We start from the raw sequence: 14,043 nt of genomic DNA, 5'->3' as shown, positions 1-14,043 counted from the left end.
CTCACTGGGCCAACAGTGCCGCTCCAAGAGCCACCGTCAACGCGAGCAGTGAAATTCCCGCGACATGCCATTGGCGAAGCGTGCCTTCCGCTTGCTCGATGGTCCTGCCCCAGGCAGGAGCAATCTTCACACACCTGTCCAGAACGACGACAATATCTCCCTCGGGAATATGGGGTAGCCGCCGCACCCAGCGCCACAGCACTGCCGCCAATATGGCGCCCAACAAAACTGGAAACAGGGCCTTCCACAGCAGTTCGGGCGCCAAAGGATTGGGCAACATTCCTTCGGGGACCGCGAGGAATAGCGCCCACGGTACGATGAGCGACGCTACGGCGGTCGACAGCCATGGCCAGAACAAGCCCGGCGCCGCTGTCGCCTCCTGATCTGTCGACACCGTCGTCACCAGGCCTCGGACGAACTGCAGCATGAGCAGCGTCGTGCCGACAGCGGACAGCGTTGCAACCGTGTTGGCGGCCCCGTCTCCGAGCGGTCCATCGACCACGATTTTTGCCAGCGCACCGCCCGTCAGCGGAAGGCCGCCAAGGCCGACTGCGATGATCGCCACAGGGAGAAGGATGGGCAGCAGATATCGGCGACCGGTCGCGGCGATCACACCGACGGAGAGAAACAGCGCGCCTTTGACCAGAACGTGGTTCGCAGAATAGAAGATCGCCGCCAGTGCAGCGCGGCCATCTCCGGCGATCATGCCCATGCCAATGACGGCCACGATGAATCCCATCTGGCTGACGCTCGAATAAGCCAGCACAACCTTGGGCCTGCGTTGCGTCATTCCAATCACCACCCCGTAGAGCGCCGCGAACAGGCCCGCAGCTGCGAGTAACGTTCCTGCGTGGGGCAGTGCCGTATCGAGGGGGAGAAAGCGGATCATTCCGAGGATGCTTGCCTTGACGGCTGCACCACTCAGAACGGCGGCAGCCGGCGCCGGCGCGGCCGCATAGGCCCGTGGCATCCAGACGTGAAATGGAACAAGGCCAGCCTTCATGCCAAAACCTGCGATCAACAGGCTGATGATCAGGTCGCGGTGCGGCGACGTCGGGAGTGCGGCGGCGGCATCGCCGATTAACAGCCCGTTGCCGGGAATATCCGCCGCGAGCAGCACGAAGGCGATGAGCAGCAATGTCTCCGCCAGCAATCCGAGGCCGATATAGAGCGCGCCGGCCCGCCACGCATCGGTCGTTTCATGCTGGATGATGAGGCCACAGGCGCCAAGCGTCAGCATCGCCAAAAACAAATAGAAACCCACCATGTCGGCAGCGAGAAAGACGCCGATGCAACCCGTCAATGCGGTGAGCCAGCACACGGCGAACCGCCCGCGATTCGGCTTGCCCTGCAGATACGGTGACGCATAGGCCCCGGCCATGATCCATAGCAGCGCGGCAACGCCGAGCAGCAGTGCCCCGGGGAGATCAAGGGCGAAAGTCAAATGCAGACGGGCGGGGCCGACGACAAGCGGGGAATCGTCGGAGACAAGGAGCACGGCCACAAATGCAGGAATCGGAGCAAACGCCAGATATGAAGGCATTCGCAGTAATGCCATTGGCCAGAGGCAAGCCAGCAGCATCCCGAGCGGAAAGAGCAAGGCGAAAGCCAGCAAGGGATATGCCTCTATCATCGCTGCCAAGCCATCGGCGCCTCCGGACGACCAACTTGCAATACATCGATCGGACCGAGCGCCACGAGCCCCAGCAGAACCGAGAGCAATGCCAGCCCCAGCGCCGCCACTTCCTGATACTTCGGCACCGCGGCGTGCAATGTCAGCGGCGCGCTTGGTGGGCCCATCGCCCGCGACAGCACGATGAAGATATATGCGCTCGTGAGCAGCCCTCCTGCGATGATCACGATTGCCCACCACCACTGCGCCGTTGCAATCGTCGCCTCCAGCAAGAGCCACTTTGCCAGAAAACCACCCGTTGGCGGCAAGCCGATGAGGCATAGGCCACCGAGGCCGAAGGCAAACATCGTCATGGGAAGTGCGCGCGCGATCCCGCCAAGCTCCGAGATCTGGTCATGTCCAAGGGCGGCATAGACAAGTCCGGCAGCCATGAACATGGCTGCCTTGGCGGTCGCGTGCGAGATGGCCTGAAGCATGCCGCCCGTCAGGGCATCGCCATACTGGAGATGCAACGGGTCGGCAGCGAGCGGAAACATCAGAAACAGATAGCCGATCTGCGCGACCGTCGAATAGGCGATCAGCAGCTTGAGCCGTTTCTGTCGGAGCGCGACAATGTTGCCGCAGATAATTGCTGACGCCCCCAGTGCCCCAATGAGTTGACCGGCAGCCACACTCAAGAGTCCCGGCACAGCGTCGAACCAGAGCCGCACAATGAGAAAGAACGATCCCTTCACCACGACGGCTGACAGAACCGCGCTTGCCGCCGCCGGTGCGCCGGCATGCGCCGGGGGAAGCCAGAGATGCAGTGGAAAGAGCGCGGTTTTGGCGAACAGCCCCACCGTCATCAGCGCGGCGGCAGCGAGCGTCGCCGGCTCGATCTGCACGCGTTGCGACATCAGGACGATGTCGAGGGTCCCATAGCTGCCATACAGCAAGGCCGTTCCGACCAGGTAGAGGATCGAGCCCAGCAGCGCGAAGAGCAGATACCGCAATGCCGCCTGTAAGGTCTCTGCGCGGCCATCGAGACAGACCAGCGGAACCGCAGCGAAGGTCAGCAGCTCAAGCGCAACATATAGCGTGAACAGATCGCCGCCGAGAAAGATCATGTTCATCGCGCCCGAGATCGCCATGAGCATGACCCAGAATACCATCGGCGCGCGGGTTTCAGCGGACGCTGCGCGACTGTCGAAATTCGCATGCGCAAACACGCCGATGAGACAGATCACGATGGCCATGGCCACCATCATCGCGACTGAAAGTCCGTCGGCGCGCAGCGTGATGCCGAGCGGGGGCTTCCAATTACCCACAACGTAGCTCAGCGACTTTTCGCTTTGCCATACTTTCAGGAAGACAATGCATGCCACGCCGAGACTGGCGGGCAACAGAAGCGCGGCAATTCTTCCGGCGTGCCGCCCGCCAAGGACAAACGACAGCAGGATGCCGACAACCGGCAATACGATGGCCAGAACAAGAAGCGCCCCGCCGGCAGTTGTCGCCTCAAGCGCCGTTGCAGCCGGCATCAGGATTTTTCCTCGGCGGTTTCAGAACTGTCGGAACCGATCGAGGCGCGGTCGGTCTCATCCCAAAGACGCTGCACGAGCGCGATAGCCATGGCCGTCGCCGCGAAGGCGACGACAATTGCGGTGATCACCATCGCCTGAGGGACCGGGTCACCGCCGAGCCCGGCCGCCGCCGCCCGCCTAGCGATAATGCCGAACAGCAGAAACACTCCGCTCCCAAGCAAATTGAATGCGAGGATCTTGCGTAGCGGTTCGGGATTCGTGATGAACCCGTACAGTCCGATGCCCACCAGTGCTGCGCCACACAAGCCGAACAGCGTTGCCGCGTTCATTGCTGCTGCGCCCGTACCGGCGGTCCTGCGGCCAGCATGCCAAGCGCCACAGCGATCGACAGCGTGAGAGCGGCCTCCACGACGACAATCAGCGGTTTGGCGTAGCCCGCCGGGTAAGCCAGAAATGCGTCGGCAAATACCCATCCAGCCAGGCCAATGACAAGGAACAGCACGGGTCCGGTGACAAGCAGAACACGTAGCCAGAGCCGACCGATCGCAGGGGCCCGCTGTAATCCCGCGACAATGACAAGTAGCCACATCGCGGCCAGCACCGTGCCGCCCTGAAAGGCACCACCAGCATCCTTCGCTCCGACCCAGCACATATAGATTCCGAACACGATTCCCACCGGCGGCAAAAGCTGAGCGAGAAAGATCAATGTAGGATCGGGCTTTGCGTAAACCTGCAAGCCGGGCATTCCACCCCAGGCATGATCCGGCGCCAGCGACCAGACCCCGAGCAAAGCGAGCAGCAGAACCACCTTTTCGAGCAGTGTGTCGAGCGCGCGGAACACGAACAGCACGCCGGCGACGGGGTTGCCGAGACCACTTTGCGGCAGGTTTTCCATCACCATCGGTGCGAGCGTCGGAACGGGCGCCGGCGGATGGAGAATGGGAATGGCAAGACCCGCCACGACCAGCGCACACAATGCACCTGCGGCAAGGCGCAGCGGATAACCAACCCTTACACTGTCGACATTCACGGACCGGGAACGCGCGACGGCGCCGAGCAGCAACAGGCCGGTCATGCCGCCGCCGATCGCGGCCTCTGTCAGCGCCACATCAACGGCGTGGAGCCGGACCCATGCCATGGACAAGAGCAGCCCATAGACAACGAACATGACAACTGCAGCAAACGCCGTGCGCACAAGGATGGCCGAAGCACCGATCGTCAGGATCAGCGCAACGAGAGCAATATCGAAGACGGAGGCGATGCTCATCCGTCCGCTCCGTGGTGGCGTACCGCACCGGCGATCAATTGGGTGACGACCGCCCCGGACAACTGGACGAGCAGCCAGACGATCACCAATTTGACCGCGAACAGCAGGCTACTCGTCTGCGGCAGCAACCCCAGAACGATCAGGCCAAGACCGAGATTATCAACCTTGGTCAGGGCGTGCAGACGCGTCAGCGTATCCGGGAAACGCAACAGACCCACCGTGCCCGCAAGGAAGAACAGCGCTCCTGCGGAGACCGCGCAAATGGTCAGGATATTCATGACGAAGCTCATGCGCGCCTCACTCCCCTCTGGCTTCGGATGACGCGCCGGACGCGTCTCTGACGAATGCGACGGCCGCAAACGCCGCGAACAGCGCGAGCATCACGGCAACATCCATGACAGGCGGCGTCTCGGTTGCGACCGCGAGCAGAAGGAGGATGGCGACTCCTCCCGTGCCCAGCAGTTGGACGGCCATCAGGCGGTCCACATCGGCCGATCGCCGAAGAATGGCGAACAGGCCCAGCGCCACCGTCAGCAGCACAAAGACCGAAGCACCCAACAGCAGGCTAGGCATCGGATTTCGCGCTTCCGAGCGCCCCCATGCACAGGGTTTCCTCCATCGACAATTGTTCGACGACGGGCAGCGTCACATCGAGACAATGAATCGCCAGACTGCCGTCATTCGACGTTCCGCACGGAAGCGTACCCGGCATCAGGCTCATGATCGCGCAAAACGTATTTCGCTTCCTGCCCGGCGGCTGCTGCGCCCGGTAGGTGACGAAGCCCGGCTGCAGCGGCAGTCGTGGGTGAAGCGCCCGCAGCGCAACGTCCGCTCCCGCGACAATCGACTGACGGAGGAAGTGCAGGACGAATCCGGCAAACTTGATCGGGCGGAAGCCCCACTGTTCGGCAGGCAGCAGCTTGAGGCTTGCCCAGGTCGCTGCGGCAACCGCAATCAGACCGGGCCCCACATCGCCGGGATCGCCGCGCGTCAGTATCAGCCAGAAGCAGAAAAAGCCGATAGCGCGGATCACGGCACTGCCGATGGCATCCGACCACCTCGCCGGACTCGCCTCGCCAATATTGCCGGCCTTGATCAAATTCATTGAAGCCACCCTAACGACTGCTGTCCGTGCTCCGCTTTGATTTCTGCTTGCTCTTCGTATTGTAAACGGGCTGCTGGGGCTCCTCGACGACGATCGGGTGCTGCGGAATCTTCAGACGATCGATGCGCACGTCGTCCCGCAAGGCATCCCGGTCCATCCGGTCGCCGCGCTCGACGGAATCGCGTGGCTCCGCGCTGGCGGCAAATGCCGTACAGATGAAGAGAATAGCGGTACCTGCCGCCACAATCGAATTCCGCATGATCCCCTCTTGTGTCCTGATCGCTAAAACGCGAAATCGAGCCGTGGGCCGATCAGCCAGTCTCTATAGTGTCGCAGCGCCACGTTTGAGTTTCGCGCCTCGTAGATGACGTTCGTGGTGAGCGATACGTTGCTGGCGATGTTGTATTTCAGGCCGAGTGACGCCGAATAGATCTGGTCCTGCCGGTCGCGGTTCAAGCCGTCTGTAAACCAGAACGCTTCGATGAAAGGCGTGCTGACGATCGACCATTTCGAATTCAGCTCGACCTCGATGCCAAGCAGCGCATCGGCACGCCAGCGCCTGGCCTCGGCGAGATCGGAGAAACGATAAGTGAGCTGGAGGAGCGGCGAGAGCGTGACATTGTCGAAGCTGAAATCGCGCGCGATAGCGCCGGTGACGTCGTGGGAGGTGAAGGCGAGATCGCGAAACACGCCGTCGTAGTCATATCTGTTTTCGTAGGTGGCGCTTATTCTCCAGCCATACAGATTCTTCGTCAGCCGCGCGCCCAGACGCGCGATGGCGGCATTGCCGTCGTGTTCTCTAGAAAATGCCTCAAACTGAGCACGTGCAAAAATACGGTAGGACAGATCCGGCGCAAGTTTGCCGTCCAGCCGCAAGCTCACATCGGGCTCATAGTAAAAATCCCCCCGCCGGTCGTCGCGCGAAAACAGGGCATTGGCCGTGTAGGTGGGCGATAGGGATCCAACAACGCTCCATGTCGGGCTCATCGACGTGTATTCGACCTTTCTGAGCTCGGTCAGATCTATGTCGGCAGCTACTGCCCCGCTGGCATAAAGGATGCTTGTTGCTGCCAGGACAATTCCGGATCCACGCATTGCACACTCCCCAGACAATTACTCTCCGTCGGTCGATGGTGCTGGCTTCCGATGGTAACAGTCCCATGATCTCGCTCCCCCGAGCGGAGAATGGCCGATTACGCTAGTAATCCACGGCATCGCGGATGATCGGGCAGGTCATACAGTGACCACCACCACGGCCACGACCGAGTTCGGCACCGACGATCGTAATCACCTCGATGCCTTCCTTGCGCAGCAACGTGTTGGTGTAAGTGTTGCGGTCATAGGCATAGACAACACCCGGCGATGCACAGACGAGATTGGCGCCGCTGTCCCATTGGGTCCGTTCCCGCTGGTAGTCACTGCCACCGGCTTCGACCACGCGGAGCTTCTTGAGGCCCAACGCTTCCTCGACGACGCCGACAAACGACTTCTTCTCGGCATGCAACTCGACACCGCTCGGATGATCGCTCGGACGATAGGAATAGGTACGTGTCTGGTTCATGAAGTCAGGCGCTAGCAGCACGCAGTCGCGGTCGGCGAATGTGAAAACAGTATCGAGATGCATGGCCGCGCGGATCTTGGGCATTGCCGCAACGATGACGCGCTCCGCGGCCTTCTTTTTAAACAAGGTCGCTGCAAGTTGGCTGATCGCCTGACGGGAGGTGCGTTCGCTCATGCCGATCAGCACCACCCCCTTGCCGATGGGCATCACATCACCTCCCTCCAGTGTGGCCAGTCCATGGTCCTCTGTCGGGTCGCCCCACCAGACATTGACGTTGCCGGCAAAATCGGGATGAAACTTGTAGATCGCTGTGGTGAGGATCGTTTCCTCATGTCGCGCCGGCCAGTACAGCGCGTTGAGGGTGACACCGCCATAGATCCAGCAGGTCGTGTCGCGCGTATAGAGCGTGTTCGGCAGCGGCGGCAGAAGGTATTCAGTCGCCCCCGCGGCCTCCTTCACCATCCTGAGTGCCGCGCCCCCATGTGCTTCGGGAAAGTCATGGGTCGACAGGCCACCGATCAGCGTTTCCGCGAGCTTTCGGTTTTCCAGCCCGAACAGGTAGCTTTTGAGCTCATCGATGAAGCCAAGGCCAACCTGGTTCGGCACGACCTGATTGTCGAGGATCCAGGCCTTGCCCTCCGGGACTGCCAGCGTCTCGGCGAGCAGGTTATGCATCTCAACGACATCGACGCCGCGGTCCCGCATTTTGGTGACGAAATCGAAGTGGTCGCGCTTCGCATTATCGACCCAGAGCACATCGTCAAACAGCAACTGATCGCAGTTGGACGGGGTCAAGCGTGTATGGGCAAGGCCGGGGGCGCAGACCAGAACCTTGCGCAGCTGGCCAACTTCGGAGTGCACACCAAACGGGACTTTTTTTGCACTGGCCATCATGAACTCCCATCGATTTCCTAGATGCTGATATAGCCGGTGGCGAGGCCATGGATGCCGACAACGCATCCGACGACAGCGACGCCGAACAGGACCCATTCTGCCGGAGTGAAGAGCTGCTTGTTGAGCTCCCTCCGTGTGATGAAATACAGGATTGTGCCGGGCGCGTAGATGATGAAACCAAGCAGCAGAAATTTCATACCGCCGGCGAACAACAGGAAGATCGTGTAGGCTGTCGCCAGGACTGCAATGATCGTGTCCTTGCGAAGATCGCTCGGATCGGTCTCGTAAGTCTCCTTGCGGTAGACCAGCATCAGCGCGAACGCTGCCGAAAGAAAATAGGGAATCAGCGACAGGTGGCTGCACAGCGAAAGAGCGAAGGTGAAGGCATCGTCGGAAAACAACGTCGCGATGAGCACAGCCTGAACCAGCAACGTGCTCATCAGGAGCGCCATTGACGGAACCTGATTTGCGTTTTCGCGCGCCAGGAAGGCCGGCATGTCTTGCCTCTTCGCCGCAACCGACAGCACTTCGGCGGCCATCAGGGTCCAGGCAAGATAGGCCCCGAGCACCGAGATAATCACGCCGATGCCGATGAAGATGGCCCCCCAATGACCAACGGCCGCTTCGAGCACGCCACCAACCGAGGGTTGACGCAGTTGCGCCAGTTCTTCGCGGGGAAGGATGCCGTATGCAAGAATGGACACCGACGCGAACAAGGCCAACACGGCCAAAAATCCCGTCACAGTCGCAATACCGACGTCCTCGCGCCGTTGCGCGAAGCGGGAGTAGTTGCTGGCGCCTTCGATGCCGAGAAACACGAAGACCGTTACCAGCATCGTCGCCTTGATCTGCGCGAAGAGATTTCCGTAGTCCCCGCTTGCACCGCCCCAGAGGTTTCCGACGAACACATCCGGTTTGAAGAAGAAGATCGACAGGACGACGAACAACAGCAGCGGAATGAGTTTGGCAATCGTCACGATCTTGTTGATCGCTGCCGCCTCCTTGACGCCGCGCAGCACAAGGAAATGGAACGCCCAGACACCGACCGACGATAGTGCGATGGCAGTGACCGTGTTGCCCTGACCGAGCGCGGGGAACAACGCGCCGAGCGTCGACTTGATCAGAATCCAATAGGATACGTTGCCGACGCAGGCACTGGCCCAGTAGCCAAAGGCGGAGAAGAAGCCGACATAGGGCCCGAACCCCTCGCGCGCATAGGCGTAGACGCCCGCATCGAGATCCGGCTTGCGGTTGGCCAGCGTCTGAAACACAAATCCCAGCATCAGCATGCCGGCACCGGCGACGGCCCACGCTATCAGCGCTCCATAGATGCCGGTGGCCTGAGCAAAGTTACGCGGTATCGAAAACACGCCGGCGCCGACCATGCCGCCGACCACCATGGCCGTGAGCGTCCAAAGCGGCAATTTCTGGTCACCTGCACTGCTCATGGCCAAAGCACTCCCATGTGCAGAAGCGGTCGGCCTGCAGCAAATGGGACATGCAGGCGACCACCTGCGACCGGGGCCTGCAAGACGCGGCGACGGGTTTGAGGAAAGTGATGGGTTTGAGAAAGGTTCGGCCGCGAAGGACGCGCGCATCGATTGTGTTGCGCAGCCTCATAGGGCTGGCGCAGGAGCCACGCCGGTGCGCACAAGGCGCGGGCAGATGCAAATAACATCAGGTCCTGCACCGGCGTCCCCTTCCAACATCAACTACTGGAAAGAAGAGCACATTCGGGACGCACCACGATATCGGGTGATGCCCTAGGTTGAAGACCGGGAGTTACCCTAAGTGCCGAAGCGTCCGGCGTGAAACAGATACGATCTGACTATGCTTGCGCCGATCGGAGCGGCCCCGGCGCCCTCTCTTTTCCCCCGAACCATGCCACATACAATGTGGGCAGAAAGATCAGAGTGAGAACCGTCGCAACCAACAGCCCACCCATGATCGCAAAGGCCATCGGGCCCCAGAACACCGTCGGAGCGATCGGTATCATGCCGAGCACGGTCGACACGGCCGTCAGCATGATCGGGCGAAAACGAGAGCTCGAGGCATCCAAAGCGGCGTCCCACACGCTTTTCCCTTCATCGCGTTCGGCGTCGATCTGACCGATCAGGATCACCGCATTTTTCGTGATCATGCCGAGCAGTGCGAGAATGCCCAGAATTGCAACGAAACCGAGCGGCCGCCCTGATAGCAGAAGGGCGGCGACCACGCCGATGAGCCCAAGAGGCGCGACGCTCAGGACGAGAAACAGCCGCTGAAAGCTCTGGAGCTGGATCATGAGGACCGTAAACATGATCAGCAGCATCACCGGCACAACGGCGATGACCGACGCCTGCGATTTCTGACTTTCTTCGACCGTGCCCCCAACCACGATCCTGTAGGATGCTGGAATGGTCTTCGACAACGCGGCAATGGCCGGCGTCAACGAATTGACGACGGATTCCGGAATTGCACCGGCAGTGATATCAGTCTGCACCGTGAGGGTCGGGACACGATCACGCCGCCAGATCAGGGGATATTCCTGCTCGTATTCGAAAGTTGCAAACTGGCTGAGCGAAACCGTCTGCCCGCCTGGCAGCGGAACTTGCAAATTACGCAAGTTGGGCAACGAGACGCGCTGGTCATCGACCGCGCGCGCAACGACATCGATCAAATAGATATCATCGCGAACCTGGGTGACCGTGGTGCCTGATATGACCGTGTTCAGCACGCCTGCCAGGGTTTGAGAACTCAGCCCGAGCAACCGGGCCTTGTCCTGATTGACCCGAATACGCACCTGCCTTGCCGGCTCGATCCAGTCGAAATTGACGCCATTCGCCTTGGGATTGGCGGCGATGACTTGCGCAAGCTTGAACGCAATTTCGCGCACCGTGCCTGCGTCAGGACCACTGACGCGATATTGGACGGGCCAGCCGACCGGCGGCCCAAGCTCAAGAGGCGAGACCCGTGTAATCGCATTGGGAAAATCATTTGCCAGAAGCGTCTCCAGCTTTGCGCGGATACGTTCACGCGCTGCGACATCCTTTGCGACGACCACTGACTGGGTAAAGAAATCATTTGGCAGCTGAACATTGAGCGGAAGGTAGAACCGGATAGCACCGCGGCCCACATAAGTGCTCCAGCGCGCAACGTCCGGGTCGCCCTTCAGGGCAGCATCGAATCTCTGTGCCGCTGTCTGGCTGGCATAAATGGATGCGTTTTGCGGCAGACTGACATCGACGAGCAACTCCGGACGATCAGACGACGGAAAGAATTGCCGAGGGATGAACGGGAGAAGAAGAAACGAGCCGACGAAAAGCACCAGCGAGAGCGCGATGGTCAGCCATTTCGACCGCATGGCGAATATCAGGAAGCCGCGATACCACCTGAAAACTCTGCCGGGGGCGTCTGTCTTGCGTTCCGTCGGCGGCTTGAGGATGACAACGCCCATCAGCGGAGCGAAGATCACGGCAACGAACCAGGAGACGATCAGGGCGATACTGACAACGGCAAAGAGGGAGAACGTGTATTCTCCTGCAGAACTCGCGGCAAAGCCGACGGGCACGAAGCCCGCGATAGTCACCAGTGTTCCTGCCAGCATGGCGAACGCGTAGGTGCGAAAGGCAAAGCTGGCAGCCTGGACCTTGTCGTCGCCTTCCGCCAGCCGGTTCAGGGTGGCATCCGTGGTGGTCATTGCATCATCGACGAGGAGCGCGAGCGCGATAATGAGCGCGCCGAGCGATATGCGCTGCATGTCGATTCCGGCAAGCTTCATGATCGGGAACACGATGGCGAGTGTCAGCGGTATGGATAGTGCGATGATCAGGCCCGGGCGCACACCGAGGCTGATAAAACTCACCACGAGAATGATGGCAATTGCCTGCAGCAGCGACATCATGAATTCGGAGATGGCGCTCTCGACCGTGACAGCCTGATCGGCGATGAGCTTCGGTTCGATGCCAATCGGAAGATCCGCCGTGATCGCAGCCATCGCCCGCTTGAGACTCTTGCCGAGCGCGAGAATGTCTCCGCCGTCACGCATCGAGATAGCCAGGCCAATGGCTGGTTCGCCATTAACGCGAAACAAGGGCTGCGGCGGATCGGAATAGCCGCGCGTAATCCGGGCGATGTCGCTCAGGCGGATCATGCGCCCGGCAGCGACGAAATTAATGTCAGCAACATCCTGCTCGGACTGAAACGCGCCCGATACCCGAAGCGATAGTGTCTCGTCGCCCGTTTGAATCGTGCCGGCTGGCCTTATGATATTTTGCGTCTGGAGAGCGGACAGCAGTGCGGTGCGGTCGATGCCAAGGCTTGCCAGTTCCTTCATCGAAAATTCAACAAAGATCCGCTCGTCCTGAGCTCCCAGCAACTCGATCTTCGAGACGTCGGGGACAAGAAGAAGCTTCGAGCGGACGTCTTCCACATAGTCGCGAAGCGCGCGGTGCGTGAACCCGTCGCTCGTGAAGCCATAGATAATTCCGAACGTATCGCCGAAATCATCGTTAAACCCGGGTCCGACCACCCCTGCCGGCAGCGTATGGCGGATGTCACCAATGTTCTTGCGGACCTGATACCAAGTGTCGGAGACTTGTTTGGCGTTCGCGTTCCCCTGCAGGTTGACGAAGATTGTGGTGACGCCTGCCCGCGTGAAACTGCGCAGGAAGTCGAGATGCGGCGTTTCCTGCAGCTTGCGCTCGAGGCGCTCGGTGACCTGTTTGACGGTCTCCTCAACCGTTGCCCCGGGCCATGCCGCCTGAACGATCATCGTCTTGATGATGAATGACGGGTCCTCGCTGCGACCGAGGCGGAAGTAGGACAGGACACCGAAGATAACGGCAACAATCATGACATAAACCACCAGGGAACGGTGCTTAAGTGCCCATTCCGAGAGGTTGAAGCCGGTCATTGCTCTGACCCAAGAAGACGTATTTTCTGGCCGGGGTGCAGCGCCTGCACACCCGCGGTCACGATGACCTCCCCCGTGTCGAGTCCCTGAGACACCACGACCTGCGCTTGCTCGAAGCGCAAGACGTCCACGTTTCGGGTCGAAACCGTGCGACTCGCGGGATCGACAATCCAGACCGCGGGCTGTTGATTGGCCCTCGTCAATGCCGATGCCGGGATCTCGATCATGGGGACGGCATCCATCTCCATGCGCCCCACGACGGTCGCGCCAAGCCGCATGGCCGGCGGCGGATCCGTCAGGCCAACCTTGATTTCAAAGGTGCGCGTGACGGGATCGGCCTGGGCGCCGACCTCACGGACACGACCGTGAGCCGTCACCGCGGGATCGTCCGTCAGGCTGACGGCTATTTGCGGATCGCTCGGTGCCGATCGGAAAAATTGAGCCGGTACGTCAAAGACTGCATCGCGGCCATCTTGCCGCGCCAGCCTGAGAATCATTTGCCCGGCCTGGATAACTTCTCCAGCGCCAGGTCCGACTGCGGTTATGACGCCCGGTGCATCTACCTTCAGCTCGGTAAAGCTCACCAGATCATGTGCCGTCTTGAGCTGGGCCTCGGCGGCATCGACCTGCGATTGAGCGGTTTGTTGCGCCTGCGTTGCCTGGTCGTAGTTGACGCGGGTGGTCCAGCCCTGTGCAAGCAGTGTCTGCTGGCGATCGAAATGATTGCGTGCCTGAGTCAGTTGCCCCTGCGCGGCCGCGACAGCCGCCTGAGCCTGGCGCAACGTGTTCAATTCATTCTGGGATTCAAGCCGCGCCATGACCTGACCGGGCTGCACCCGATCTCCGGTCTTCCCGTTGTTTTCGATCAGTCGGCCCGAGATGCGAAATGCCAGCGCCACCTCGTCTTCCGCTTCGATACGGCCGGTGAATGAAAGCGGAGCGCCCGCAATGCTCTTCGCAACAGTGACTGTACGCACGGGCCGCACGACAGGAGCGGCTTCATCAGACTCTCTGCCGCACGCGGTCAGCAGAAACGCCGGCACAATGGTTAGAATAATTATAATCGTCCGATATCGTGTAACTCGACATAGGGAGGCATGACGCGCATACGCAGGCATGAAGAAACCCTCGCTGAGCAAAATTGCACACCAGATTCGCTGACCACC

The 14,043-nt window shown here is 60.5% G+C and carries 13 protein-coding genes; all 13 read right to left on the bottom strand.

The window, feature by feature from the left end:
* Nucleotide 1 precedes the first annotated feature (1 nt).
* The gene (locus CHC01_RS07260) at nt 2-1,633 is read right to left on the bottom strand and encodes a proton-conducting transporter transmembrane domain-containing protein (RefSeq protein ID WP_089263544.1); all 1,632 of its coding nucleotides are present in this window, start codon (nt 1,631-1,633) and stop codon (nt 2-4) included.
* The gene (locus CHC01_RS07255) at nt 1,630-3,153 is read right to left on the bottom strand and encodes a complex I subunit 5 family protein (protein WP_176454509.1); all 1,524 of its coding nucleotides are present in this window, start codon (nt 3,151-3,153) and stop codon (nt 1,630-1,632) included. Before CHC01_RS07255 ends, CHC01_RS07260 begins: the two co-directional genes overlap by 4 nt.
* Nucleotides 3,153-3,485: an NADH-quinone oxidoreductase subunit K gene (locus tag CHC01_RS07250; protein WP_089263542.1), complete on the bottom strand. Its 333-nt coding sequence runs from the start codon at nt 3,483-3,485 to the stop codon at nt 3,153-3,155. Before CHC01_RS07250 ends, CHC01_RS07255 begins: the two co-directional genes overlap by 1 nt.
* Nucleotides 3,482-4,423 carry a hydrogenase subunit MbhD domain-containing protein gene (locus tag CHC01_RS07245; protein WP_089263541.1) on the bottom strand — a complete coding sequence of 314 codons (942 nt, stop codon included), beginning with the start codon at nt 4,421-4,423 and terminating at the stop codon, nt 3,482-3,484. Before CHC01_RS07245 ends, CHC01_RS07250 begins: the two co-directional genes overlap by 4 nt.
* Nucleotides 4,420-4,713, bottom strand: a complete 294-nt coding sequence (locus CHC01_RS07240; protein WP_089263540.1) for a monovalent cation/H(+) antiporter subunit G — start codon at nt 4,711-4,713, stop codon at nt 4,420-4,422. The genes CHC01_RS07245 and CHC01_RS07240 overlap by 4 nt, the downstream gene beginning before the upstream one ends.
* Before the next feature lie 7 nt (nt 4,714-4,720).
* A complete protein-coding gene (locus CHC01_RS07235) occupies nt 4,721-4,996 on the bottom strand; it encodes an MrpF/PhaF family protein (protein WP_089263539.1) in 276 nt (91 codons plus the stop codon).
* A complete protein-coding gene (locus tag CHC01_RS07230) occupies nt 4,989-5,528 on the bottom strand; it encodes a Na+/H+ antiporter subunit E (RefSeq protein ID WP_141137053.1) in 540 nt (179 codons plus the stop codon). The genes CHC01_RS07235 and CHC01_RS07230 overlap by 8 nt, the downstream gene beginning before the upstream one ends.
* Nucleotides 5,529-5,538: 10 nt before the next feature.
* Entirely contained in the window at nt 5,539-5,787 is a 249-nt protein-coding gene (locus CHC01_RS07225) for a hypothetical protein (RefSeq protein ID WP_089263537.1), read from the bottom strand.
* 23 nt (nt 5,788-5,810) lie between these two features.
* Entirely contained in the window at nt 5,811-6,623 is an 813-nt protein-coding gene (locus tag CHC01_RS07220; protein WP_089263536.1) for an outer membrane beta-barrel protein, read from the bottom strand.
* A 103-nt stretch (nt 6,624-6,726) separates the two neighbouring features.
* Nucleotides 6,727-7,980 (bottom strand): arginine deiminase, encoded by a 1,254-nt coding sequence (gene arcA / locus CHC01_RS07215; RefSeq protein ID WP_244558234.1) that lies wholly within the window; start codon nt 7,978-7,980, stop codon nt 6,727-6,729.
* A 20-nt stretch (nt 7,981-8,000) separates the two neighbouring features.
* Nucleotides 8,001-9,431: a basic amino acid/polyamine antiporter gene (locus tag CHC01_RS07210; RefSeq protein WP_089263534.1), complete on the bottom strand. Its 1,431-nt coding sequence runs from the start codon at nt 9,429-9,431 to the stop codon at nt 8,001-8,003.
* A 380-nt stretch (nt 9,432-9,811) separates the two neighbouring features.
* Nucleotides 9,812-12,877 carry an efflux RND transporter permease subunit gene (locus CHC01_RS07205; RefSeq protein ID WP_089263533.1) on the bottom strand — a complete coding sequence of 1,022 codons (3,066 nt, stop codon included), beginning with the start codon at nt 12,875-12,877 and terminating at the stop codon, nt 9,812-9,814.
* Nucleotides 12,874-13,995: an efflux RND transporter periplasmic adaptor subunit gene (locus CHC01_RS07200; RefSeq protein WP_089263715.1), complete on the bottom strand. Its 1,122-nt coding sequence runs from the start codon at nt 13,993-13,995 to the stop codon at nt 12,874-12,876. Before CHC01_RS07200 ends, CHC01_RS07205 begins: the two co-directional genes overlap by 4 nt.
* Nucleotides 13,996-14,043 lie beyond the last annotated feature (48 nt).

Source organism: Tardiphaga sp. OK246 (assembly GCF_900188215.1).
Taxonomy (GTDB): domain Bacteria; phylum Pseudomonadota; class Alphaproteobacteria; order Rhizobiales; family Xanthobacteraceae; genus Tardiphaga; species Tardiphaga robiniae.
This window is presented reverse-complemented; position numbering and strand designations above follow the sequence as displayed.